General features: G+C 42.7%; 19 protein-coding genes, 1 riboswitch and 1 other annotated feature. Of the genes, 2 read left to right on the top strand and 17 right to left on the bottom strand.

Features of this window, described 5'->3' with window-relative positions:
• Positions 1 to 59: 59 nt before the first annotated feature.
• From CSV64_RS05505 to CSV64_RS05425, 17 genes are all read right to left on the bottom strand, one after another.
• Positions 60 to 575, bottom strand: a complete 516-nt coding sequence (locus CSV64_RS05505) for an NYN domain-containing protein (RefSeq protein ID WP_099633790.1) — start codon at positions 573 to 575, stop codon at positions 60 to 62.
• Positions 572 to 1,330, bottom strand: a complete 759-nt coding sequence (gene rlmB, locus CSV64_RS05500) for a 23S rRNA (guanosine(2251)-2'-O)-methyltransferase RlmB (protein ID WP_099633789.1) — start codon at positions 1,328 to 1,330, stop codon at positions 572 to 574. The genes CSV64_RS05505 and rlmB overlap by 4 nt, the downstream gene beginning before the upstream one ends.
• On the bottom strand, positions 1,327 to 1,746 hold the full coding sequence (locus tag CSV64_RS05495; protein WP_099633788.1) for a Mini-ribonuclease 3: 420 nt from the start codon (positions 1,744 to 1,746) through the stop codon (positions 1,327 to 1,329). The genes rlmB and CSV64_RS05495 overlap by 4 nt, the downstream gene beginning before the upstream one ends.
• Positions 1,747 to 1,750: 4 nt before the next feature.
• Positions 1,751 to 3,151 (bottom strand): cysteine--tRNA ligase, encoded by a 1,401-nt coding sequence (cysS, locus tag CSV64_RS05490; protein ID WP_099633787.1) that lies wholly within the window; start codon positions 3,149 to 3,151, stop codon positions 1,751 to 1,753.
• Positions 3,132 to 3,806, bottom strand: coding sequence for a serine O-acetyltransferase (gene cysE, locus CSV64_RS05485; RefSeq protein ID WP_099633786.1), 675 nt, complete (start codon positions 3,804 to 3,806; stop codon positions 3,132 to 3,134). The genes cysS and cysE overlap by 20 nt, the downstream gene beginning before the upstream one ends.
• A gap of 93 nt (positions 3,807 to 3,899) precedes the next feature.
• Positions 3,900 to 4,114, bottom strand: a binding site (T-box leader).
• Positions 4,115 to 4,171: 57 nt separating this feature from the next.
• A complete protein-coding gene (gene gltX, locus CSV64_RS05480; RefSeq protein WP_099633785.1) occupies positions 4,172 to 5,632 on the bottom strand; it encodes a glutamate--tRNA ligase in 1,461 nt (486 codons plus the stop codon).
• An 83-nt stretch (positions 5,633 to 5,715) separates the two neighbouring features.
• Positions 5,716 to 6,195, bottom strand: coding sequence for a 2-C-methyl-D-erythritol 2,4-cyclodiphosphate synthase (gene ispF / locus CSV64_RS05475; RefSeq protein ID WP_099633784.1), 480 nt, complete (start codon positions 6,193 to 6,195; stop codon positions 5,716 to 5,718).
• A 13-nt stretch (positions 6,196 to 6,208) separates the two neighbouring features.
• The gene (gene ispD / locus CSV64_RS05470; protein WP_099633783.1) at positions 6,209 to 6,889 is read right to left on the bottom strand and encodes a 2-C-methyl-D-erythritol 4-phosphate cytidylyltransferase; all 681 of its coding nucleotides are present in this window, start codon (positions 6,887 to 6,889) and stop codon (positions 6,209 to 6,211) included.
• Between the two features lie 26 nt (positions 6,890 to 6,915).
• Positions 6,916 to 8,004, bottom strand: a complete 1,089-nt coding sequence (locus CSV64_RS05465; RefSeq protein WP_099633782.1) for a PIN/TRAM domain-containing protein — start codon at positions 8,002 to 8,004, stop codon at positions 6,916 to 6,918.
• A 163-nt stretch (positions 8,005 to 8,167) separates the two neighbouring features.
• Positions 8,168 to 9,538 carry a DNA repair protein RadA gene (radA, locus tag CSV64_RS05460; protein WP_099633781.1) on the bottom strand — a complete coding sequence of 457 codons (1,371 nt, stop codon included), beginning with the start codon at positions 9,536 to 9,538 and terminating at the stop codon, positions 8,168 to 8,170.
• A gap of 89 nt (positions 9,539 to 9,627) precedes the next feature.
• Entirely contained in the window at positions 9,628 to 12,078 is a 2,451-nt protein-coding gene (locus CSV64_RS05455) for an ATP-dependent Clp protease ATP-binding subunit (RefSeq protein ID WP_099633780.1), read from the bottom strand.
• A 202-nt stretch (positions 12,079 to 12,280) separates the two neighbouring features.
• Positions 12,281 to 13,351, bottom strand: a complete 1,071-nt coding sequence (gene mcsB, locus CSV64_RS05450; RefSeq protein WP_099633779.1) for a protein-arginine kinase McsB — start codon at positions 13,349 to 13,351, stop codon at positions 12,281 to 12,283.
• The gene (locus CSV64_RS05445; RefSeq protein ID WP_099633778.1) at positions 13,341 to 13,892 is read right to left on the bottom strand and encodes a UvrB/UvrC motif-containing protein; all 552 of its coding nucleotides are present in this window, start codon (positions 13,890 to 13,892) and stop codon (positions 13,341 to 13,343) included. Before CSV64_RS05445 ends, mcsB begins: the two co-directional genes overlap by 11 nt.
• An 11-nt stretch (positions 13,893 to 13,903) precedes the next feature.
• Positions 13,904 to 14,374 (bottom strand): CtsR family transcriptional regulator, encoded by a 471-nt coding sequence (locus CSV64_RS05440; protein ID WP_099633777.1) that lies wholly within the window; start codon positions 14,372 to 14,374, stop codon positions 13,904 to 13,906.
• A gap of 362 nt (positions 14,375 to 14,736) precedes the next feature.
• Positions 14,737 to 15,738 carry a biotin synthase BioB gene (gene bioB, locus CSV64_RS05435; RefSeq protein WP_099633776.1) on the bottom strand — a complete coding sequence of 334 codons (1,002 nt, stop codon included), beginning with the start codon at positions 15,736 to 15,738 and terminating at the stop codon, positions 14,737 to 14,739.
• Positions 15,738 to 16,340, bottom strand: coding sequence for a biotin transporter BioY (locus CSV64_RS05430; protein WP_099633775.1), 603 nt, complete (start codon positions 16,338 to 16,340; stop codon positions 15,738 to 15,740). The genes bioB and CSV64_RS05430 overlap by 1 nt, the downstream gene beginning before the upstream one ends.
• 128 nt (positions 16,341 to 16,468) lie before the next feature.
• Entirely contained in the window at positions 16,469 to 16,666 is a 198-nt protein-coding gene (locus CSV64_RS05425) for a hypothetical protein (protein ID WP_085132042.1), read from the bottom strand.
• Positions 16,667 to 16,830: 164 nt separating this feature from the next.
• Positions 16,831 to 16,942, top strand: a riboswitch (SAM riboswitch).
• 83 nt (positions 16,943 to 17,025) lie between these two features.
• Here CSV64_RS05425 and CSV64_RS05420 point away from each other — a divergent pair.
• Entirely contained in the window at positions 17,026 to 18,885 is a 1,860-nt protein-coding gene (locus tag CSV64_RS05420; protein ID WP_099633774.1) for a bifunctional homocysteine S-methyltransferase/methylenetetrahydrofolate reductase, read from the top strand.
• Complete coding sequence (gene metH / locus CSV64_RS05415; RefSeq protein WP_099633773.1) at positions 18,866 to 22,300, top strand: methionine synthase; 3,435 nt, start codon at positions 18,866 to 18,868, stop codon at positions 22,298 to 22,300. Before CSV64_RS05420 ends, metH begins: the two co-directional genes overlap by 20 nt.
• The last annotated feature ends 156 nt before the right edge of the window (positions 22,301 to 22,456 follow it).

Below are 22,456 nucleotides of genomic sequence, written 5' to 3'. Positions count from 1 at the left end.
CAGAGTACTAATTGGTTTTATATGTCAGTATAGACGCGGTAATTTTCCACGTCAACTACTCATTTTCCACCACGTCTCATTTTTTCGAATTCCGCTGCCACTTCATCCGTCAGAGGAATTTTTGATAGAGGGCGTTGTTCTAATGACTTTTTTAACCTTTGCGCAATTACACGATCCACTTCTTTCATAGCAATTTCCAACTCTCGTGCAGAGATACGAAGCGCACCTTGGGCAAACACTACCCATTGTTCTACAAGATCGGAAGTAGCTACATGAATTTGCGTCAAGCGATTGGATAATTCGGATACCAATTTTTCAATCCGTTCATCCGCTGTTTCGTTCTCTCTTGTAAAGACGACTTCCACGCGGTATTGTTTTTTTCGTTTTTCGATACCCGGTACTAAGTGGGCATCAAATATCACGATAACACGCCATCCCCTGTTCGCCTGGAATTCCGCCATCCGCTCGATGAGTCGATCACGCGCTTGCGCAAAATCTTCTTGTTTCAGTTGTTGCAGTTCAGGCCACGCACCGATGATGTTGTATCCATCAACGAGCAGCACATCTTTCTTCATGATGTAGCCTGAGCGGATTGACGCTTTCGTAGAACTTCATACATCAACAACGCTGCCGCTACCGAAGCATTTAAAGATGTAACTTTTCCAACCATCGGCAAACTATAAAGGAAATCGCATCTCTCACGTAAAATGCGTGACATTCCTTTTCCTTCACTACCAATAATGACAGCTAAAGGTAACGTAGCATCCATATGGCGATAATCCGTGGAGTTGGATGCATCTGTTCCCGCAATCCAAACCCCTTGTTTCTTAAGCTCGTCCACAGTTTGAGACAAATTGTTCACGCGCACAACCGGTATATGTTCAATCGCACCTGTTGACGCTTTCGCCACTACACCTGTCAAACCAACAGCACGTCTCTTCGGAATGATAATGCCATGAACCCCTGAAGCATCAGCTGTTCGTAAGATAGATCCCAAGTTATGCGGATCTTCTAGCTCATCAAGAATGATGAAGAAGGGATCTTCTTGTCTCTCTTTAGCAATTGCAAATAAGTCCTCCAGCTCCGCATAATCATAAGCAGCAACCGAAGCGAGAATCCCTTGGTGACTCAGATCTGTCATACCATCTAGTTTCTGCTTCGGCGCTGTCTGCACAACTACTCCCGCTTCTTTAGCTAGCTTCATAATTTCACCGATACTTTTTTTATTAACGCCTTCTGCCACCCAAATTTTATTCAGTTGTCTGCCTGAACGCAACGCCTCCACAACAGGGTTTCTTCCACCAATCAACTCAACTTCTAACTCTGTCATACTTTCTCCTCCTCAGGATGCTCCACCAGTCGAATCGCCGTCTCGATTAGTTCAGCGAGACGCTCTTGCCGATCCAATAAATGTACATACCCGAGAACCGCTTCGAATGCAGAGCTATAATTATACGTTGTCACATCAGTGTTCTTAGGGACGGATCCCGCTTTCGCATTGCGGCCACGGCGCATTACCGCCAATTCTTCTTCCGTGAGAATTTGTTGATCTCTCATTGTTAGGATAATTCGCGCCTGCGCTTTTGCAGAAACAAAGCGCGTAGCTTCCTTATGCAAAATTTGTGGTTTTACTCGCCCACAGCGTAGTAAATGCTCTCTGACCGCCGTTTCATATACAGCATCTCCCATGTAAGCAAGAGCAAGTGCATTGAGCTGTTTGACGTCTATTTCACGTAAATTCTCCACACCATTACCCTCTTTTCCAGCGAGTGCCTTGCGCTGTATCTTCTAAAATGATTCCTCGCGCTTTTAGTTCATCACGAATTTCATCCGAACGCGCAAAATCACGGTTCTTTCGAGCGTCAAGACGCTCTTGGATCAACGCATCAATTTCGTTATCGACTAATTCATCCGCACTATCAAATGGTACTCCGAGTACACCCATTAATTGATCCAAGGCATCGATGAATTGCTGGAGCACGTGACGATCTGTATTTTTCTCAAGCAAGTAAACGTTCGCCTGTTTGGATAGTTCAAAAATGGCTGCAATTGCATTTGCCGTATTGAAGTCATCGTCCATCGATTTCTCAAATGCATTAATTTGTTCTTTAATCTTATTTAACCATGACTCGGAATTTTCCGCCAGGTCTGCCGAAATCGTTAGACGATGCTGCAAGTTGCTGTATGCTGTCTGGATACGTTCCAACCCATTTGCCGCACTCTCCACAAGTTCTTGCGCAAAGTTAACCGGATGGCGATAGTGCACGGATAACATAAAGAATCTAAGTACCTTCGGATCGATTTGCTTACGAATATCATGTACTAAAATGAAATTCCCTAAAGACTTCGACATTTTCTCGTTATCGATATTGATATAACCATTATGCATCCAATAGTTGGCGAAGGTTTTACCCGTAGCCGCCTCAGACTGTGCGATTTCATTTTCATGGTGTGGGAATGTTAAGTCTTGCCCTCCTGCATGAATATCGATTGTGTCACCGAGAAGTTGTTTGGCCATTACCGAACATTCGATATGCCAACCCGGACGACCTTTGCCCCACGGACTATCCCACGAGATTTCACCCTCTTTTGCCGATTTCCAAAGTGCGAAATCAAGAGGATCTGTTTTGATTGAGTTTTCTTCCACCCGTGCACCCACTTTTAATTCATCAATAGATTGGTGTGAAAGTTTTCCGTACCCTTCAAATTGACGTGTACGGAAATAGACATCTCCTTGAGATTCGTAGGCAAATCCTTTATCGATAAGCACTTGAATGAAATCCACAATGTCATCAATATGTTCAGTTACGCGAGGATGCGCTGTCGCTACTTCACAACCAAGAGCACTGACATCTTCATGATAAGCGGCGATGAAACGCTCAGTTAATTCTCCGACCTCTTCATTCAACTCATTCGCTGCTTTAATGATTTTGTCGTCTACGTCCGTGAAGTTCGAGACGTAATTTACTTCATATCCGCGATATTCCAAATAGCGACGAATCGTATCAAATGCAATCACAGGACGAGCGTTACCGATATGAATATAGTTATAAACGGTTGGTCCACAGACATACATCTTGACCTTTCCTTCTTCTATTGGAACAAACCTTTCTTTCTTACGTGTCAATGTATTATAAAGTTGAATGCTCATGTAAATCACCCTTTTTTCCATTCTCGGTTTCCAACTGCTCAGTACGCAGCTTCAACTCCTGAATTTGCTTTTCTAATCGTTTAATTTCATCCGCAATAGGATCTTGCGTAGAATGATCCAATTTATTCTTCACACGTACACCATTTGAAATAACGATTTTCCCTGGTATTCCAACCACTGTAGAGTTGGGCGGCACTTCTTTCAAGATGACCGAACCCGCTCCTACCTTACTATTCTCACCAATCGTAATGGAACCAAGTACTTTGGCACCGGACGCAACTAATACATTATCACAGAGCGTCGGATGTCGCTTCCCGCCTTCTTTTCCTGTTCCCCCTAGTGTAACACCTTGATAAAGTGTTACATCGTCGCCAATTTCACATGTTTCCCCTATCACTACGCCCATTCCATGATCAATGAAAAGACGTCTGCCTATCACGGCTCCGGGATGAATCTCGATACCCGTGAAAAACCTGCTAACTTGCGATACGATACGAGCCAAAAACCGAAGATTACGCTTATAAAACACATGCGCGATACGGTGCATCCAAATCGCATGCAACCCCGAATACGTTAAGACTACTTCAATGGTACTGCGGGCTGCCGGATCTTGATCGAAAATACAACGAATATCTTCTTTCATACGTTTGAACAATGAACTTCCCCCTTTTTCTGCTTTCACATGACGGCGATTTCCACTATAGAAAAATTTCTTGAGATAAAAAAAAGCGCCCCCGTCACTCATGATGACAGAGACGCATTAAATGCGTGGTTCCACTCCGCTTGAGAACGTAATTGTTCCCCGCTTAATGTCTTTAACGCAGACTATACGTATGGCCTACTAACAGTTTCGGCTCATCGCTCAAAGGTGCATTTCGATAGTGAACGACTCAGGTCATTTCCAGCCTAGATGACCCTCTCTACAGAGTATCCACTATGTACTTTCCTTCTCGACGCTTTCCATATGACAATTTCATATTAGGTTCATTTTACAGAAATTCATTGAAATGTCAATATTGTTTATTTTGCAAATTTTCCAACGCGTTGAATGATTTTTTCTTTACCAATCAGTGCAATTGCATCCGGTAGTTCAGGACCTGACGTCTGTCCAGTTGCTACAACACGTACTGGCATGAATAAGTTCTTACCTTTATGTCCCGTTTCTTTTTGAACTGCTTTAATTGCCGCTTTAATAGATGGTGCATCAAAAGTTTCTAATTCTTCTAGCTGCTTCTTAAGTGACGTCATCACTTCAGGTACTTGTTCACTAGCCAAAATTTCCGATGCTGTTTCATCATATTCCAATGTGTCGTGGAAGAACTGGGCAGATAACTCAACAATTTCAGCGCCAAAGCTCAATTGACCGTGGTATAGCGCGATCAAATCGTGTACCCATGTTTGTTCTTCAGCAGACATATTTTCCGAAACCAGTTCAGCTGCTTGTAGATGAGGCAATGTTAATTCAATGACTTCTTCTAATGACAACTTTTTTATATATTGGTTATTCATCCACGTCAGTTTATCCGTGTCGAACATGGAAGGTGATTTCGACAAGCGAGACTCATCGAATTGTTTCACGAGTTCGTCATGAGAGAAAATCTCCTCTTCTCCGACAGGCGACCAACCAAGTAAAGCGAAGAAATTAAACATCGCTTCTGGCAAATACCCTAAATCCTTATATTGTGTAATGAATTGAATGATTGATTCATCACGTTTTGAAAGCTTTTTACGTTCTTCGTTGACGATTAGCGTCATATGACCAAATCGTGGGTGGTCCCAACCGAATACGTCAAACACCATTAGTTGCTTCGGTGTATTCGTCAAGTGCTCTTCTCCACGGAAAACATGCGAGATTTTCATCAAATGATCATCGACTACTACAGCAAAGTTATACGTTGGAATACCATTTGTCTTAACCATAACCCAGTCACCAATGTCTTTTGATTCGAATGTGACTTCACCGCGCACAAGGTCATCGATTGTATACGTAACGTCTTCAGGAACACGCATGCGGATATTGTAAGATTTTCCTGCTTCTTCATTTTGCGCAACTTGTTCCGCTGTCAAATGGCGGCAAGTTCCATCATACATAGGCGCTGCGATTCCCGCTTCTTTCTGCGCGTCACGCTTTGCTTCAAGCTCTTCAGGAGTACAGAAACATTTATAGGCATTTCCATTTTCAAGCATTTCATCTGCATACTTCTTATATAAATCCAGACGTTCCATTTGACGATACGGCCCGTATTCTCCGCCAATATCAATTGATTCGTCATGATGGATACCGAGCCACGTTAAGTTTTCAAGTTGTGATAGTTCTCCACTTTCAATATTTCGTGCAGTATCCGTATCTTCAATACGAACAATGAATTTCCCGTCATAGTGACGAGCGAATAAATAGTTGAATAACGCGGTCCGCGCTCCACCAATATGTAGTTGGCCTGTTGGACTCGGTGCATAACGCACACGTACTTCTTGTGTCATAATATTTACCTCTCCGTTTCGAATTGATTACGTTCTTATATAATTTCCTATCTATTTTAACACTCTAGAAGATGTTTTGAAAGTTACTGGTTTTTCATCAGTAAAATCGTTGCCATCGCTGCGATTCCTTCTTCACGCCCAGGGAAGCCTAGACGTTCCGTAGTCGTAGCTTTCACATTCACTTGCGACAGATCTGCTTCAAGCAATTCTGCCACGCGCTCACGAATGTCTCCAATATAAGGTGCCATTTTCGGACGTTGCGCAATAATCGTACAATCAATATTACCTAAACGATAGCCTTCGTCTTTTACCATCGCCCATACTTTCTCCAATAAAATAGCAGAATCGGCGTCTTTGAACGCATCATCCGTATCTGGGAAATGTGTGCCAATATCCACTTTACCAATCGCACCAAGTGCAGCGTCTGTTACTGTGTGTAATAGCACATCCGCATCAGAGTGACCGATTAATCCTTTTGTGTGCGGAATGGTTATGCCTCCGATAATGAGTGGTCTACCTTCTTCAAATGCATGTACATCAAAACCCTGTCCAATTCGAAACATGTGATTATTCCTCCTACTTTCTTCTTGCCAGTAAGATTTCGCCTATCGCAAGATCTTCCTGGGTTGTCATCTTTACATTGTCATATGAGCCTTCCACTACTTGAACTTCGTGACCAATACGCTCCACTAACATGGATTCATCCGTGCCGAGGAAACCTTCTTGAATAGCAGAGTCAGACGCTGCTTTCAGCAATTTATATTGAAATGCCTGTGGCGTTTGTACAAGCCATAACTTTTCACGATCTAATGTTTCTTTCACAGTACCATCTTCCGCGTACTTAATTGTATCTTTCGCCTTAACCGCCGCTATAGCTGCTCCTTTTTCATTCGCAGTACGCACCAGTTCTGTAATGACTGTTGAATTCAAGAAGGGTCTAGCCGCGTCATGGACGAGAACAATACCTTCCCCTTTATAAGCAGAGATACAAGCCGCAACACTGTTTTGACGCTCACCACCGCCCTTTACAAAAGTAATAGGTTTCGCGTGTTGATGCTGTTCAAGAATCCCTTCAATCACGGCTTGCTCTTCAGGCTTTACAGCCATAATGACTTCTTCACAATTGGGGTCTTCTTGAAAGACACTTACTGTATGATACAAAATTGAATGCTCCCCAATTTTCAGGAAGAGTTTATTTTGTCCAGCACCCATTCGTTTGCCGCTTCCCGCAGCAGGAATCATCACTGTATATTTCACATTTGTCACTCTGCTTTCTATGCTGGTTATCGACCTTTGGGTTTCGCAAAAATCATTCGTCCTGCAGATGTTTGCAATACACTTGTTACTACAACGTCAATGGCATCTCCGATATGAGACCGACCATCTTCTATTACGATCATTGTGCCATCATCTAAGTATGCAACACCTTGATTATGCTCTTTGCCATCCTTGATCACGACGACGTGCATTTCTTCACCCGGAATAACTACCGGTTTTACTGCGTTTGCGAGATCGTTTATATTTAAAACTGCGACGCCATGTAAATCTGATACTTTATTTAAGTTAAAATCATTCGTTACAACTAAACCATTCATTTTCTTCGCCAATTTAACTAACTTCAAATCCACTTCAGCTACATTCGGAATATCTTCGTCCGTAATGAGTACTTGAGGACCGTCATCATTTTGTAAACGCTTTAGAATATCTAAGCCACGTCTACCTTTTGTTCGCTTCAACGTGTCAGATGAATCGGCAATATGCTGTAGTTCTGTCAGTACAAACTGAGGTACCACTAAAATCCCTTGTAAAAATCCTGTCCCCACTATATCCGCAATACGTCCATCGATAATGACACTAGTATCCAATAATTTATATACATCTTTTTGTGGTGGAGTAACGACTGGTTCTGCGGATTCTTTCTTTTTCGCTGTTGTTAAGCGTAAATTAGAAAATGCATTAATGAACTCTTCCCACTTTTTAAAACCTACCTGGAAACCTAAATAGCCGAGAAGAATAGACAATAAAACAGGCACAACAGAAGATACTACCGGAAAACCAATCGCACTTAGTCCGAAACTGAATAAAAATGCAACGATTAATCCCACGACTAACCCAATTGTACCGAATAACAAATCCATAATCGGTGCTTTCAGGAGTCTTTCTTCAATCCATTTAATGAAATTGACAATCGGCTCGGTTAAAAATAGGCTTAATAAAAATAGAATGATAGCTCCTATGATTGCCTCCACATAAGGATTTTCTATGATGGGGCGTGATGTAAACTCAAACATAGCGAATAAGTACGGTAAAAATAAAACACCGAGAGTTCCTCCGATTAATAAGAATGAAACTTGGACTACTCTTTTCAACATATTCTTCCACCTCCTTTTCCTTCCTAATAGTATACAACGAATTATGCTTAGCCGCTTAGGTTAAGTGAGGAATTTCTGAAAATTCCTCACTTCTCCTACTAGGACTATCTAGATAGCGGGAAAGTTTCTTACCTTCCTTCTCATCCAGTCATGTAAATAGATGTTATCTGAATGCCATTCCCAACGCTTCCGTTATCGTTTCAACACCTACTACTTCAATTCCAGCCGGAACATCCCAGCCACCCAGATTAGATGATGGAATGATAATGCGATCAAAACCGAGCTTCGCCGCTTCCGTGACACGTTGTTCTATTCTAGATACCCTTCTAACCTCTCCTGTTAACCCTACTTCACCAACAAAACAATCCCGCGCCCCTACAGCCGTGTCGCGATAACTAGAAACAATACTCAGCAAGACCGCTAAATCAATGGCCGGCTCATCCAGCTTAACGCCGCCCGCAACCTTAATATACGCATCTTGTGTCTGTAATAGCATCCCTGCACGTTTTTCCAATACCGCCATCAATAGCTGGACGCGGTTTTGATCCAATCCCGTTGCCATGCGCTTCGGATAATTGAAACTGGATGCCGTCATCAATGCCTGAATTTCAACAAGTATAGGACGTGTACCTTCCATAGAAGCAACAATGGTCGAGCCCGCTCCACCTTGTGATCTCTCACGCAAGAACATTTCTGATGGATTTAAGACTTCCTTTAATCCAGCTTGCAACATTTCAAAAATAGCAATTTCATTGGTAGAACCAAAGCGGTTTTTCACACTTCGTAAAATACGGTATGTGTGGTGACGTTCACCTTCAAAATACAGCACTGTATCCACCATATGCTCAAGCAATCGTGGTCCTGCAATTTGTCCTTCTTTTGTTACGTGACCTACGAGGAATATAGCAATATTTTGCGTTTTAGCTATACGCATAAGTTCCGCGGTACATTCACGCACTTGCGAGACACTTCCAGGTGCTGATGATACTTCAGGATGATGAACAGTCTGAATGGAGTCCACCACCACAAATCGCGGTTTCACTTCATCCACAGTTTCATTAATCATGGCGAGATCGGTTTCGGCATAAATATATAACTCATCCGACTTCACACCTAATCGTTCTGCACGTAACTTTGTTTGCTTGATCGATTCCTCACCTGATATATACAGTACGCGCTGTTGTTGATTTGCAAGTAGCGATGATACTTGAAGCAACAATGTAGATTTTCCGATACCTGGATCTCCACCGATTAATATGAGCGAGCCTGGAACAATTCCTCCTCCAAGTACGCGGTTTAATTCTTCTAATTCCGTTTTGACACGCGGCTCCTCAGCCATTTCCACCTGACTGATCGGCAAAGCTTTCTGTTTCACTCTTTCGCCATGTTGAAATGCGGCACGCGGTCCTTTTTGTACAATCTCTACTTCTTCATCCATTGTGTTCCATTCTCCACAACCAGGACAACGGCCCATCCACTTAGCAGACTCATATCCACAAGAACGGCACATGAACTTTGATTTACGCTTAGCCATACACTCTCTCCTTATTTAAAAATACGAAAAGGACAGCCCGCTGCGCTTTTTAAAAACTAAGCGAGCGAGCTATCCGGTTGATCATATTATTATTTTTCTGCTGCTACTACTGTTTGTTTCTCCGTGCGTACGATAAATTTATCATCCTCTACGTCAACGATTACTTTTTCACCCATCAGAACTTTACCTTCAAGTAACTCTTCAGATAAACGATCTTCTACATGCTTTTGTAATGCACGACGTAATGGACGAGCTCCGTATTCAGGATCATATCCCTCTTCCGTGATCTTATCTTTAGCAGATTCAGTTAACACCAATTCGATGTCCTGTTCAGCCAAGCGCTTAGAAAGTTCATCACTCATCAAGCTGACAATTTCACGCAAGTGTTCTTTCTCCAATGAATGGAAGACAATCATGTCATCCACACGGTTCAAGAACTCCGGTCGGAATGTTTTCTTCAATTCCGCAAGCATTTTTTCCTTCATGTCATCGTAATCGGATTCGCCGTCTTGAATATTAAAGCCAACATAGCGGTTTTTCTTCAATTCCGTCGCTCCAACGTTCGAAGTCATGATAATTACTGTGTTACGGAAATCAACTGTACGCCCTTTAGAATCCGTTAAGCGTCCGTCTTCTAATACCTGCAATAAGATATTGAAAACGTCTGGATGCGCTTTTTCAATTTCATCAAGTAGTACAACTGAGTACGGCTTACGGCGAACTTTCTCCGTTAACTGGCCGCCTTCTTCATACCCTACATAGCCTGGAGGTGATCCGACTAGACGAGATGTAGAATGTTTCTCCATATATTCGGACATATCGATACGAATCATCGCATCTTCATCGCCGAACATCACTTCCGCTAACGCACGGCCCAGTTCAGTTTTACCTACACCAGTCGGGCCGAGGAAAATGAATGAACCAATAGGACGTTTCGGATCTTTCAATCCTGCACGTGCACGACGGATGGCTTTCGAAATAGATAACACTGCTTCTTTTTGGCCAATGACGCGTTGATGCAAAATTTCTTCCATGTTCAGCAATTTAGCTGACTCTGTCTCCGCAATCTTGTCAACAGGAATTCCTGTCCACATCGCCACAACAGATGCGATATCATTTACTGTCACTTCGGACTCAGTTTGCCCTTGTTTCTCTTTCCAAGCTGCTTTAGTTGTTTCTAATTCTTCCTTCATCTTCTGCTCTTTATCACGATAAGAAGCTGCCTTTTCAAATTCTTGGCTTTGCACGGCTGCATTCTTCTCGGAACGGATTGCTTCAAGCTTCACCTCGAGCTCTTTCAAGTTAGGAGGCGTTGTATACGAACGTAAACGCACTTTCGATCCAGCTTCGTCAATTAAGTCAATCGCTTTATCCGGTAAGAAACGGTCCGAGATATAACGATCAGACATCTTCGCTGCTGCTTCCACTGCTTCATCCGTAATCTTCACACGGTGATGCGCTTCGTAACGGTCACGCAAGCCTTTAATGATTTGAATTGTTTCGTCTACAGACGGCTCATCAACTTGAATCGGTTGGAAACGTCGTTCAAGTGCTGCGTCTTTTTCAATATATTTACGGTATTCGTCAAGTGTTGTAGCACCAATACATTGTAGTTCACCGCGTGCAAGTGATGGCTTCAAGATATTGGATGCATCGATAGCACCTTCTGCCCCACCCGCACCAATCAACGTGTGCAATTCATCGATGAATAAAATAATGTTACCCGCTTGACGGATTTCTTCCATTACCTTCTTCATTCTATCTTCGAACTCACCGCGATATTTTGTGCCTGCGACGACTGTACCCATATCTAGTGTCATAACACGTTTGTCACGCAATATTTCAGGCACTTCGTTACTTACAACTTGCTGTGCCAAACCTTCTGCGATCGCCGTTTTACCTACACCCGGTTCACCAATCAACACTGGATTGTTTTTCGTACGACGTGCCAACACTTCAATCACACGTGTAATTTCTTTACTTCGTCCAATTACCGGATCCAGCGTACCTTCACGTGCGATTTCAGTTAAATCACGCGCCAAGCCATCTAATGTTGGCGTGGCTGCTGTTGCAGAATTCGCTGGGTTGCCAACAGAACTTTCATCATTACCAAGCAATTGAAGTACTTGTTGGCGAGCTTTGTTCAAGCTAACACCGGCGTTATTCAGAACGCGTGCCGCCACACCTTCTCCTTCTCGAATCAAAGCCAATAAAATATGCTCAGTGCCGATATAAGAATGTCCTAATTTACGAGACTCATCAACAGATAATTCGATAACGCGTTTTGCGCGAGGAGTATAATGAACGATCGGACCCACATCTTTAGAGCCTACACCTACTAGAATTTCTACTTCTCGTTCAATAGTATCTGCATTCACGCTAATCGCTTCAAGAGCTTTTGCCGCGATGCCGCCACCTTCACGAATCAACCCAAGTAAAATATGCTCAGTACCAATAGATTCATGTTTTAAACGAATAGCCTCTTCTTGAGCCAGTTGTAAAACTTTTTGTGCGCGTTGTGTAAATCGATTAAACATCATATTCATTCCCCTCTTCCTTCATCAGTGGACTATATTCTATGTTATGCAAAATAACGCATCAATGCTTTGTTTCCTATAACTATATATATTCATGTCAGTTCGCGATACAACCTAATTCGCATATTGACTTTGACTATCTTTGATTAATTATAAATGCTATGAGGCTTTCTTGCAAAAACTTTGCTCATAACTGATCACTGTCCTATTCTTGTGCAGAAGATCTCTCTATACCAAGCCGATCCCGGAATAATTGTGCACGAAGTATATCTCGTTCATCAGATGTTAATTCCGCTTCCGCATATTGTTGGAGAAATCCTGGTTGCATGAAAACCATCAATTCATTCAAGACGGTCATATCAATATTTTCAATGATACCTAAATCAATACCCAAACGGACATCAGACAAACATTTTGCCGCTTCTGCTGACGGCAAGATCCGCGAATGAGTCAATGTACCAAGTGCCCTAAATAATCTATTCTCCAAGTGAACTTCCGACTTAGCCAATAATAATTCACGAGATTTCTTTTCATGCGCAATCAGGCGCTTAGAGATACTTTCCAGATCTTTCAAGATTTCCTCTTCTGATTTGCCAAGTGTGATTTGATTGGAAACTTGATAAATATTACCGAGTGCTTCACTGCCCTCTCCATAACTTCCACGTACAACCATCCCAAGCCTGGATATCGCAGGAATAATTCGCTCGATTTGCTTAGTGATGGTTAATGCAGGTAAATGCATCATGACAGACGCGCGCATTCCCGTACCTGTGTTGGATGGACAACTTGTTAAATAGCCGAATGTTTCATCGAAAGCATAGTTCAAATTCACTTCTAGCTCGCTATCTACTCGATCAGCATGTTCGTACGCCTGATCTATTTGAAAGCCTGGATAAATACATTGAATGCGAATATGATCTTCTTCATTCACCATAATACTAATTTTTTCGTCTTCCGACAGCAAAACCGATCCATGTTTTTCAGGATTGATCAACTGCGGACTGACTAAATGTTTCTCAACTAAAATTTGTCTTTCCAGTGGTGATAAATCTTCCATTGTCGTGCCTGTAAAGTGGTGATCTTGCATCGTCTCGACCGCTTGATTCAACGCTTCGCTTACGCGGTTTGCATCTTCCTGCGAAGCACTTATTGGAAATAGATGATCACGCAAATTACGAGCCAGCCTGATCCTTGTGGATAAGACGATATCAGCATGCTCACCTTCCGCTACCATCCAGCCTGTGAGTTCCTGTTTGATGAATTTTTCAAATGACATGTTGATCATCACCCCCATCGGACAGTTGCTCTTTCACTTGGTTCGCCTCATCACGTAAAGTGGCCGCTTCTTCAAAACGTTCATTTTCTACGGCTTCCCGCATTTTTGTACGGATATCTTCAAGCTTTTTCTTTAAAGCAAATCGTTCATTAAGTGAAACAGGGATTTTTCCACGGTGCTGAGTATGTCCATTATGCAATTTCGCAAACACTCGTGGTAGCTGCCCCCTAAATGTTTCGTAACATTCTGCACAGCCAAACTTTCCGATATCAAGGAAACGATGGAAGGTCAAATCGCAATTCGGACATTTTGGACCATCCGGCAATCTCTCATCGGCTTTTTGTTCTGAAAATAATTCTGATCCGCCCAACCAGTGTGCTAGAAATTGTTGAATGGATAACGGCTCCTGATCCGGACTAAAAGAAAATGTTTGTGAGTAAAACGCACATTTATCACATAAATGACGCTCTGTTACACCATTAGATGTTTCTTGTTTAAACACTACAGTAGCTGGTCGTTCCTTACAGTTTTCACAAAGCATGGAGATTCACCTCATTCTATCTCTTCATAAATTAATGTAACTAACATAGCGCGAAGAATACGCGAACGTAATGCATCCCGCTCAGGTAACATATAACGCAAAGTAGCACGGCCCACTGCGGCAAGCATCAGCTTAGCCTCACGTTCTGTAATGACTTCTTCTTCAATTAAACGGATAATGACATCTTCCGCCATTGTAGAGGATGCTTCACTTTCTAAAATCCCCAACGCTTGTTCAAGTAAGTCCTTTCGGGAGTTCGTACGCACCCTGTAAATCCGTATGTAGCCTCCGCCCCCCCGCTTAGACTCTACGGCGTAGCCTCTTTCGACGGTAAACCGGGTTTTGATCACGTAGTTGATCTGTGATGGTACGCATTGGAATTTCTCAGCAATCTCGTTTCTTTTGATTTCAATAGAAGCACTATCTTCCTCTTCTATAATCGACTTCAAATATCCTTCTATAATGTCAGAAATATTACGCATCTCGTCACCTCGTTTCGCTCGTTCATCTAGTTGACTTTGACTATCTTTGACTTGATTGTATCGCAGAAATTAGGCGGGATGCAATTCATTTGTTTATATGTATACCTTATTACGTTGAAAGGAAACCTGTTGCTAGGTTGTCACATTAGGCTATTGATTATTCAATGAATCACCAGACAAAAAAACTAGGTGAGTTGGTAAGCACCGTTGATCGACGCTCTAGATGGATACTTTCCACTTACGATTACCTACTATACTCTTCTTACATAGAATACTGTCTGAATAATAAAAGACCGAAGAACAGATCCTTCTAGCGGATTGTCTTCAGTCATAGTGTATACAAACTCTTTCTTCTTTTCTCTTTATATAGTGATAGGTTCTTTGCGTAACGGTTCGAGGTCGACTTCGAAGCCCATATCTTCAAGCATTTTTTGATCTTGATCATTTTCTTGACCAGCTGTTGTGAGATAATCGCCGATGAAGATAGAGTTTGCGGCGTAGAGGCCTAGTGGTTGAAGACTTCTAAGATTAACTTCACGTCCACCGGAGATGCGAATTTCTTTGCTAGGGTTGATATAGCGGAATAGACACAGGACTTTCAAACAGTAGCGTGGGTCCAGTTCTGATGTTCCTTCTAACGGTGTTCCATCCACCGCGTGCAGGAAGTTTACAGGTATGGAATCTGCGTCCAATTCGCGTAAGCTACGCGCCATAGAGATGATGTCTTGCTTTGTTTCACGCATGCCGACAATGACGCCTGAACATGGAGATATGCCTGCTTCTTTAGCCAATCCTACAGTGTTAACACGATCATCGTATGTATGCGATGTCGTTATACTTTCGTGATGCTCTGCGGATGTGTTTAAGTTGTGGTTGTAGCGATCTACTCCCGCCTCTTTCAAACGAGTTGCTTGTCCAGGTTTCAAAATACCTAAGCAAGCACATACCGTCATTCCTTTGTGTTTTTCTTTAATCTGTTTAACAGAGTCAATAACTATGTCCAGTTCACTTTCACGCGGTCCCCGTCCGCTCGCTACGATGCAATAGGTACCAGCTTTATTAGCAGCAGCACGTTCTGCACCTTCTAGTATTTCTTCCGATTTCATCATCGCATACTTTTCGACAGGCGCTTTTGAAATGATGGATTGTGCGCAATAACCACAGTTCTCCGGACATAATCCTGATTTCGTATTGATAATCATATTCAACTTTACTTTATTTCCGAAGTAATGCGATCGAATCGAGTATGTTGCGTGCAATAGTAATAGTAAATCCTCGTCTGGGCTATTCAATATTGCGAGTGCTTCCTCGTCAGTTACTCCATGCCCTTCCAGCACTTGAGTAGCTAGTTTTTGGTAATTCATTATAGTGTACGCCTCACTTTCAAGTGTTTTGACATTCTAAACGCGAATATGCCTGACAGTACAGCTAGAATTAGATCTTTTGGCAGCGGAGGCATCATCCATAACCATGCAATTTTGTAGGTAAACACGTCGGGTGCAGCAGCCCACATCTTGTACGCAACATACATCCAGCTCGTACCTAGTATGTAGTTGATTGCCGTAGCAACTAGTGCCGCGGTTATAAAAGCAGGCAGAGTCTTATTTCGCTCGACAATTTTTCCAGCTACATAAGCGATTAGAATAAAGGTGAGAATAAAGCCAAACGTCGGACTTAAGATTTGACCGAAACCGCCTGAAAATTTAGCGAAGACGGGCGCACCTGCTAGTCCTATTAACATATAGACCGTCATAGACAACGCACCTAGACGGCTACCAAGTAATAGTCCTGATAAGATCGCGAAAAACGTTTGCAATGTAATGGGTACCCCACCAACTACTAAAAATGGCACGAAGGATGTAATATTTGCTCCAATCATCATTAATGATGCAAACATCCCGCTGTATACAATAGTTAATGCACTGAACCTACTTACCGGTCGTCTCTCTGTCGCTATTGCCATCATGTCACCTCTTTTTATATTAGTTACCATAAAAATAATAACGGTTAACTCATAATACGTCAACACTATTTATTTTTAAGTTAACCTTAAAAAGTGAATAAAAAAAAGACTGCAGCACAAATGCTGACAGCCTACTTCTTTTCATCAATCTGTTCTTCTTTTTCTTTACGGAATAAAACGCTTGAGATTAAACCACTGAATATAGCAGCCGCAATTGTAATGTACACACGCATATCATAAGCAACTTCTTCATAACTGTTACCTATCATGATCCAAGCAAGTGTACCTACAAGAACAGCGATTGGAAATGAGTATTTAAAGAATCGCATAATTCCTCACCTTTTCGAGTTGTTTCTTTGATTTTAGCATATATACCACAATTTCTCTATGCACTAACCCTGCACTATGAACTTCACCAAACGTTCACTTGACGATATCTAACAAAGCCGCTATGATGTGGTTAGAATAATCTAAATAGTTGAATAAGAAACATATCTTATCAAGAGAAGCCGAGGGACTGGCCCGACGACGCTTCAGCAACCAGCCATTTTGGCAAGGTGCTACTTCCAGCAGTCTGTCAAATTGGCACTCTGAAAAGATGAGAGGGAACTAGTCATTGAGATTACAAAGCCTTCTAATACACTTGAAGGCTTTTTTTGATTAGAAAAAGCAAAGGGGAGATGGAGTTATGTCATTGCTAGAGAAACTACAAACGAACGTCTTAACGGCTGATGGTGCAATGGGGACGATTTTATATTCTTACGGAATTGATTATTGCTATGAAGAACTAAACATAGAGAAGCCTGAAATTATAGAGCAAATTCACCAAGACTACATCTCGGCCGGTGCAGATATCATACAAACGAATACTTACAGCGCTAATGCGAATAAATTAGCTCGCTACGGCTTAGAAAGTCATGTGACGGAATTCAATAAGGCCGCCATTCAAATCGCAAAACGCGCAGCCGCACCTGGGGGACAATTTGTTCTAGGAACAATTGGTGGCGTGCGCGGAATACGTAAAAGTGATGCTACATTGGATGAAATAGAAAAAGTCGTACTAGAACAAGCCAATGCATTATTGGCAGGTGATCCAGATGGTCTTCTACTAGAGACATATTACGACTTCGAGGAGTTATCATCTGTAGTTACCACGTTAAAGAAAATCACAGATGTTCCATTGATCGCACAAGTGTCTATGCATGATCCTGGCGTATTACAGAACGGACTATCATTAAATGATGCACTTCATCAACTTGAATCGCTTGGAGCAGATATCGTAGGCGTTAACTGTCGCTTGGGCCCTTACCACACGATTCAAGCATTTGATAACGTAACATTACCTGAAAAAGCATTTTTATCGGCATATCCAAACGCCAGTCTATTAGATGTAGAAGACGGACGTATAGTCTATGAGTCAGAAGCAGAATACTTCGGACGCGCTGCTGTATTACTTCGCGATCAAGGCGTTCGGTTGATCGGTGGATGTTGCGGAACAACACCTAAGCATATTAAAGCAGCCAAAACACAGTTAGCGCGACTAGCACCTATCACAAAAAAAGTCGTGCAACCGACAAAACCTATCGTGATTCATGAAGCGGGACCTACAAAACATCAACCTCTTCACGAAAAAGCCAAAACAGAGCGAACGGTAATTGTAGAGCTAGATACACCTCGCCACTTGGAAACAGAAGAGTATATTAAGGGCGCAAATGTGTTATATGACGCAGGCGTTGACGCTATAACAATGGCAGATAATTCACTTGCCTCCCCTCGTATCAGCAACATGGCGATGGGCTCGATCGTTAAGATGCAACATAATATCCGCCCGCTTGTACATTTAACGTGCCGTGATCATAATCTTATCGGCCTACAATCACATTTGATGGGGCTCGATGCATTAGGCATTCACGATATCCTAGCCGTAACAGGCGATCCGACAAAAGTTGGCGACTTCCCTGGCGCTACAAGCGTCTACGATGTTTCCAGCATGGAGTTATTACAATTGATTAAGAAATTGAATGAAGGCATTTCATTCTCCGGTAAGCCATTACGCAAGAAGGCCAACTTCTCTATTTCAGCAGCTTTCAATCCGAACGTACGTGTAATCGATCGAGCTGTACAACGACTTGAGAAGAAAATTGAAGCGGGCGCAGACTATTTCATCACGCAGCCAGTTTACACGAAAGAAAAGATTATCGATGTATATGAAGCTACAAAACACTTGGATACACCTATCTTCATCGGTATCATGCCATTGACAAATATACGAAATGCAGAGTTCCTACATCACGAAGTGCCGGGCATCAAGCTTTCAGAAGATGTATTGGAAAGGATGCGTGAATGTGGAGAAGACCGTGAAAGATCAACTCAAACAGGACTGGAAATCGCAAAAGAATTGATTGATACTGCAGCTCAGTATTTTAATGGGCTGTATCTCATCACACCATTCCTTCGTTACGATATGACATTAGAGTTGTATGAGTATATTAAGGAAATAGACCAGCAGAAGGAGAGGGAATTAACACATGCAGAGACATCCTATTGAAGAACAACTAGACAAACGAATCCTTATTATTGATGGTGCGATGGGGACGATGCTGCAAGCGGAAGATTTCTCAACGGAAGACTTTGGTGGAGAAGAATACGATGGATGTAACGAATACATGAGCGTTTTACGCCCAGACATTTTAGAGAAAATTCACGATGAGTACTTAGAAGCTGGTGCCGATATTATTTGTACGAATACATTTGGTGGTACCCCCCTTGTATTGAATGAATTTTCACTTGGTCATCGTGCGGATGAAATTAATGCAAAGTCTGTGGAAATTGCAAAAAAGAGTGCAGCAAAGTTCTCCACACCAGACTGGCCACGTTTTGTCGCAGGCGCAATCGGGCCTACGACAAAGACGCTTTCCGTTACTGGCGGCATTACATTTGATGAACTATCTCATGACTTCTACATTCAAGCAAAGGCACTTGTCGAAGCAGGTAGTGACTTGATTCTAATGGAAACGAGTCAGGATATGCTGAACGTTAAAGCCGGAACGATCGGTATTAAAAAAGCGTTCGAAGAGCTTGGACGCGAAATCCCTATTATGATTTCAGGCACAATCGAACCTATGGGTACAACACTTGCAGGACAAAGTATTGAAGCATTCTATATTTCCATTGAACACGTTCAACCTCTTTCGGTTGGGTTGAACTGCGCAACAGGACCTGAATTTATGACAGACCATCTACGCTCATTATCAGAATTAGCGACAGGCTATGTTACATGCTATCCAAACGCTGGATTGCCCGACGCAGAAGGACATTACCATGAATCACCCGAGTCCCTATCAAAAAAGCTCGTAGGCTTTGCCGAGAAAGGCTGGTTGAATATGGTTGGCGGGTGCTGCGGTACGACGCCCGACCATATTCGCGCAATTAGGGAAGCAGTGAAAGATCTAAAGCCCCGTCAAATGGCGGAGCCTCATGGTCATGCAGTTTCAGGTATTGAACCCTTACTCTATGACGATACTATGCGTCCTCTATTAATTGGTGAACGCACAAACGTTATTGGTTCGCGTAAATTCAAGCAGCTTATAGTAGAAGAGAAATTTGAAGAAGCTTCTGAAATCGCACGTGCACAAGTAAAACGCGGAGCGCACGTATTGGATATTTGTCTTGCGAATCCCGACCGCGATGAATTGCATGATATGACTCGATTCATGCAAGAAGTAGTGAAGAAAGTTAAAGTCCCTCTAGTCATTGACTCGACAGATGAAAATGTTATTGCAGAAGCGCTGAAATTCTCACAAGGTAAAGCGATCATCAACTCCATTAACCTGGAAGATGGTGAAGAACGCTTTGACGCGGTACTTCCTTTAGTTAAAAAGTATGGAGCGGCTGTTGTGGTCGGAACGATTGATGAAATCGGAATGGCTGTAACGAGAGAGCGCAAACTTGAAGTTGCGTTACGTTCATATGATTTACTCGTCAATAAATGGCAAATCCCGCCTGAAGATATCATTTTTGATCCACTCGTCTTCCCTGTCGGCACAGGCGATGAGCAATACATCGGCTCTGCGGTAGAAACGATCGAAGGTATTCGGTTAATCAAAGAAAAACTTCCACGCACCCTAACGACTCTAGGTGTCAGTAACGTCTCGTTCGGACTACCTTCTGTTGGTCGTGAAGTATTAAATGCCGTGTACTTGTATCACTGTACACAAGCAGGTCTCGATTATGCGATTATAAATACAGAAAAACTTGAACGTTATGCTACTATTCCAGAGGCTGAAGTAAAGCTGGCAGACGATTTACTGTTTTCCACAACGGATGACACACTGGCAGCATTCGCAGACTTTTATCGCGGTAAGAAAAAAGAGAAAACAGAAGATGATCTACCAAAAACTGTAGCTGAACGACTTGCATACTATATAGTCGAAGGTACAAAAGAAGGGTTAATTCCCGACTTGGATGCCGCTTTAAAAACATATGACGAACCTCTTGATATCATCAATGGTCCACTCATGACAGGGATGGCTGAAGTCGGCCGTCTATTCAATGATAATCAGCTAATCGTAGCAGAAGTTCTACAAAGCGCCGGAGTCATGAAAGCTTCCGTTTCCTATCTTGAGCAGTTCATGGAGAAAAAAGAAGACGATTCGGGTAAAGGTAAAATTATCCTAGCTACAGTTAAGGGCGATGTGCATGATATCGGGAAAAACTTAGTAGAAATCATATTAAGCAATAATGGATTTAAAGTAATCGATATCGGAATCAAAGTAACCCCCGCCGCTTTGATTGAAGTAATCCGTAAAGAAAAGCCAGATATTGTAGGACTGTCCGGATTACTCGTTAAGTCTGCACAACAAATGGTCTTGACTGCCCAAGACTTCAAGGCAGCGGGTATTGATACGCCTATAATGGTTGGCGGAGCAGCGTTGACAAGACGCTTCACCGAAACTAAAATTGCATCTGAATATGATGGTCCAGTAATTTTCGCTAAGGATGCGATGCAAGGGCTTGATTTGGCAAACCGTCTACAAAGTGAAGGCAAAGAAGAACTACTTGAAGAATTAGTGCAAAGTATCGAAAAACGCGAAGCCAATGACGCGATTAAAGCAAGTCGCGGAGCTGTGGCAGTTGCGGTCAAGCCGCGTCCAGTAAAAACAGTACGCACCGATGTTCCAGTATTCGTACCCACAGATTTACGTAGACGTGTCGTAAAAGATTATTCTGTCGCCCACTTACATCCTTATGTAAATATGCGCACACTGATCGGTCACCACTTAGGCTTGCGTGGAAATGTCGATAAAATGCTTGAACGAAAAGATGAACGTGCAGTACAACTTCATGATATGGTCACCGAGTTCTTGAAGTCCGATAAAATGAAAGCTTCCGGCGTTTATCAATTCTTCCCTGCCCAAGCAGATGGCGATGACGTAATCATTTACGATCCGGAAGACTCGAAAACTGAAATCGAACGCTTCACGTTCCCACGTCAAGACAAGGAACCGTTCCTTTGCTTAGCTGACTACTTGAAAACAGTAGATAGTGGCGAGATGGACTACGTCGCTTTCATGCAAGTAACTGCCGGCAAAGGCGTTCGTGATTATGCGAACGAATTGAAAGCTGAAGGAAAGTTCCTAGAAAGCCATGCATTCCAGTCAACTGCTTTGGAACTCGCAGAAGGCTTTGCTGAACGGATTCACCAAGAAATTCGTGACCAATGGGGATTCCCTGATCCAACAGACTTCACCATGCTCGAACGTTTCGCAGCCAAATACCAAGGCCAACGATTCTCATTCGGCTACCCAGCATGTCCGAACCTAGAAGACCAAGCCAAACTCTTCCGCCTCATCAGACCCGAAGAGCACGGAGTTATTCTGACCGAAGAATTCATGATGGAACCAGAAGCATCCGTATCCGCAATGGTCTTCGCACACCCCGACGCGCGATACTTTAATGCATAACATTTAATGCTGAAAGCGCCGCATAGACTCGACAGGCGTTGGAGGAACTACCACAAAGGCGCCCTTTGCCTTTTTGGTAGTTCTGAAACGTCCCGAGAGTCTGGCGCTTGAAGCTGGATAACATTTAATGCTGAAAGCGCCGTATAGACTCGACAG

The sequence above is a fragment of the Sporosarcina sp. P32b genome (assembly GCF_002743335.1).
Classification (GTDB): domain Bacteria; phylum Bacillota; class Bacilli; order Bacillales_A; family Planococcaceae; genus Sporosarcina.
Note: the sequence above shows the minus strand (reverse complement) of the source record. Positions and strands in the feature narration are given on the sequence as shown.

What these genes read in the sequence shown, in the direction of transcription:
- radA (WP_099633781.1), bottom strand. Translation starts at nt 9,538, where the DNA reads ATGGCTAAGCGTAAATCAAAGTTCATGTGCCGTTCTTGTGGATATGAG.
- rlmB (WP_099633789.1), bottom strand. Translation starts at nt 1,330, where the DNA reads ATGACAGAGTTAGAAGTTGAGTTGATTGGTGGAAGAAACCCTGTTGTG.
- CSV64_RS05430 (WP_099633775.1), bottom strand. Translation starts at nt 16,340, where the DNA reads ATGATGGCAATAGCGACAGAGAGACGACCGGTAAGTAGGTTCAGTGCA.
- metH (WP_099633773.1), top strand. Translation starts at nt 18,866, where the DNA reads ATGCAGAGACATCCTATTGAAGAACAACTAGACAAACGAATCCTTATT.
- CSV64_RS05455 (WP_099633780.1), bottom strand. Translation starts at nt 12,078, where the DNA reads ATGATGTTTAATCGATTTACACAACGCGCACAAAAAGTTTTACAACTG.
- CSV64_RS05465 (WP_099633782.1), bottom strand. Translation starts at nt 8,004, where the DNA reads ATGTTGAAAAGAGTAGTCCAAGTTTCATTCTTATTAATCGGAGGAACT.
- CSV64_RS05425 (WP_085132042.1), bottom strand. Translation starts at nt 16,666, where the DNA reads ATGCGATTCTTTAAATACTCATTTCCAATCGCTGTTCTTGTAGGTACA.
- gltX (WP_099633785.1), bottom strand. Translation starts at nt 5,632, where the DNA reads ATGACACAAGAAGTACGTGTGCGTTATGCACCGAGTCCAACAGGCCAA.
- CSV64_RS05440 (WP_099633777.1), bottom strand. Translation starts at nt 14,374, where the DNA reads ATGCGTAATATTTCTGACATTATAGAAGGATATTTGAAGTCGATTATA.
- CSV64_RS05445 (WP_099633778.1), bottom strand. Translation starts at nt 13,892, where the DNA reads ATGCTTTGTGAAAACTGTAAGGAACGACCAGCTACTGTAGTGTTTAAA.
- bioB (WP_099633776.1), bottom strand. Translation starts at nt 15,738, where the DNA reads ATGAATTACCAAAAACTAGCTACTCAAGTGCTGGAAGGGCATGGAGTA.
- cysS (WP_099633787.1), bottom strand. Translation starts at nt 3,151, where the DNA reads ATGAGCATTCAACTTTATAATACATTGACACGTAAGAAAGAAAGGTTT.
- ispF (WP_099633784.1), bottom strand. Translation starts at nt 6,195, where the DNA reads ATGTTTCGAATTGGACAGGGTTTTGATGTACATGCATTTGAAGAAGGT.
- CSV64_RS05505 (WP_099633790.1), bottom strand. Translation starts at nt 575, where the DNA reads ATGAAGAAAGATGTGCTGCTCGTTGATGGATACAACATCATCGGTGCG.
- CSV64_RS05420 (WP_099633774.1), top strand. Translation starts at nt 17,026, where the DNA reads ATGTCATTGCTAGAGAAACTACAAACGAACGTCTTAACGGCTGATGGT.
- mcsB (WP_099633779.1), bottom strand. Translation starts at nt 13,351, where the DNA reads ATGTCATTTGAAAAATTCATCAAACAGGAACTCACAGGCTGGATGGTA.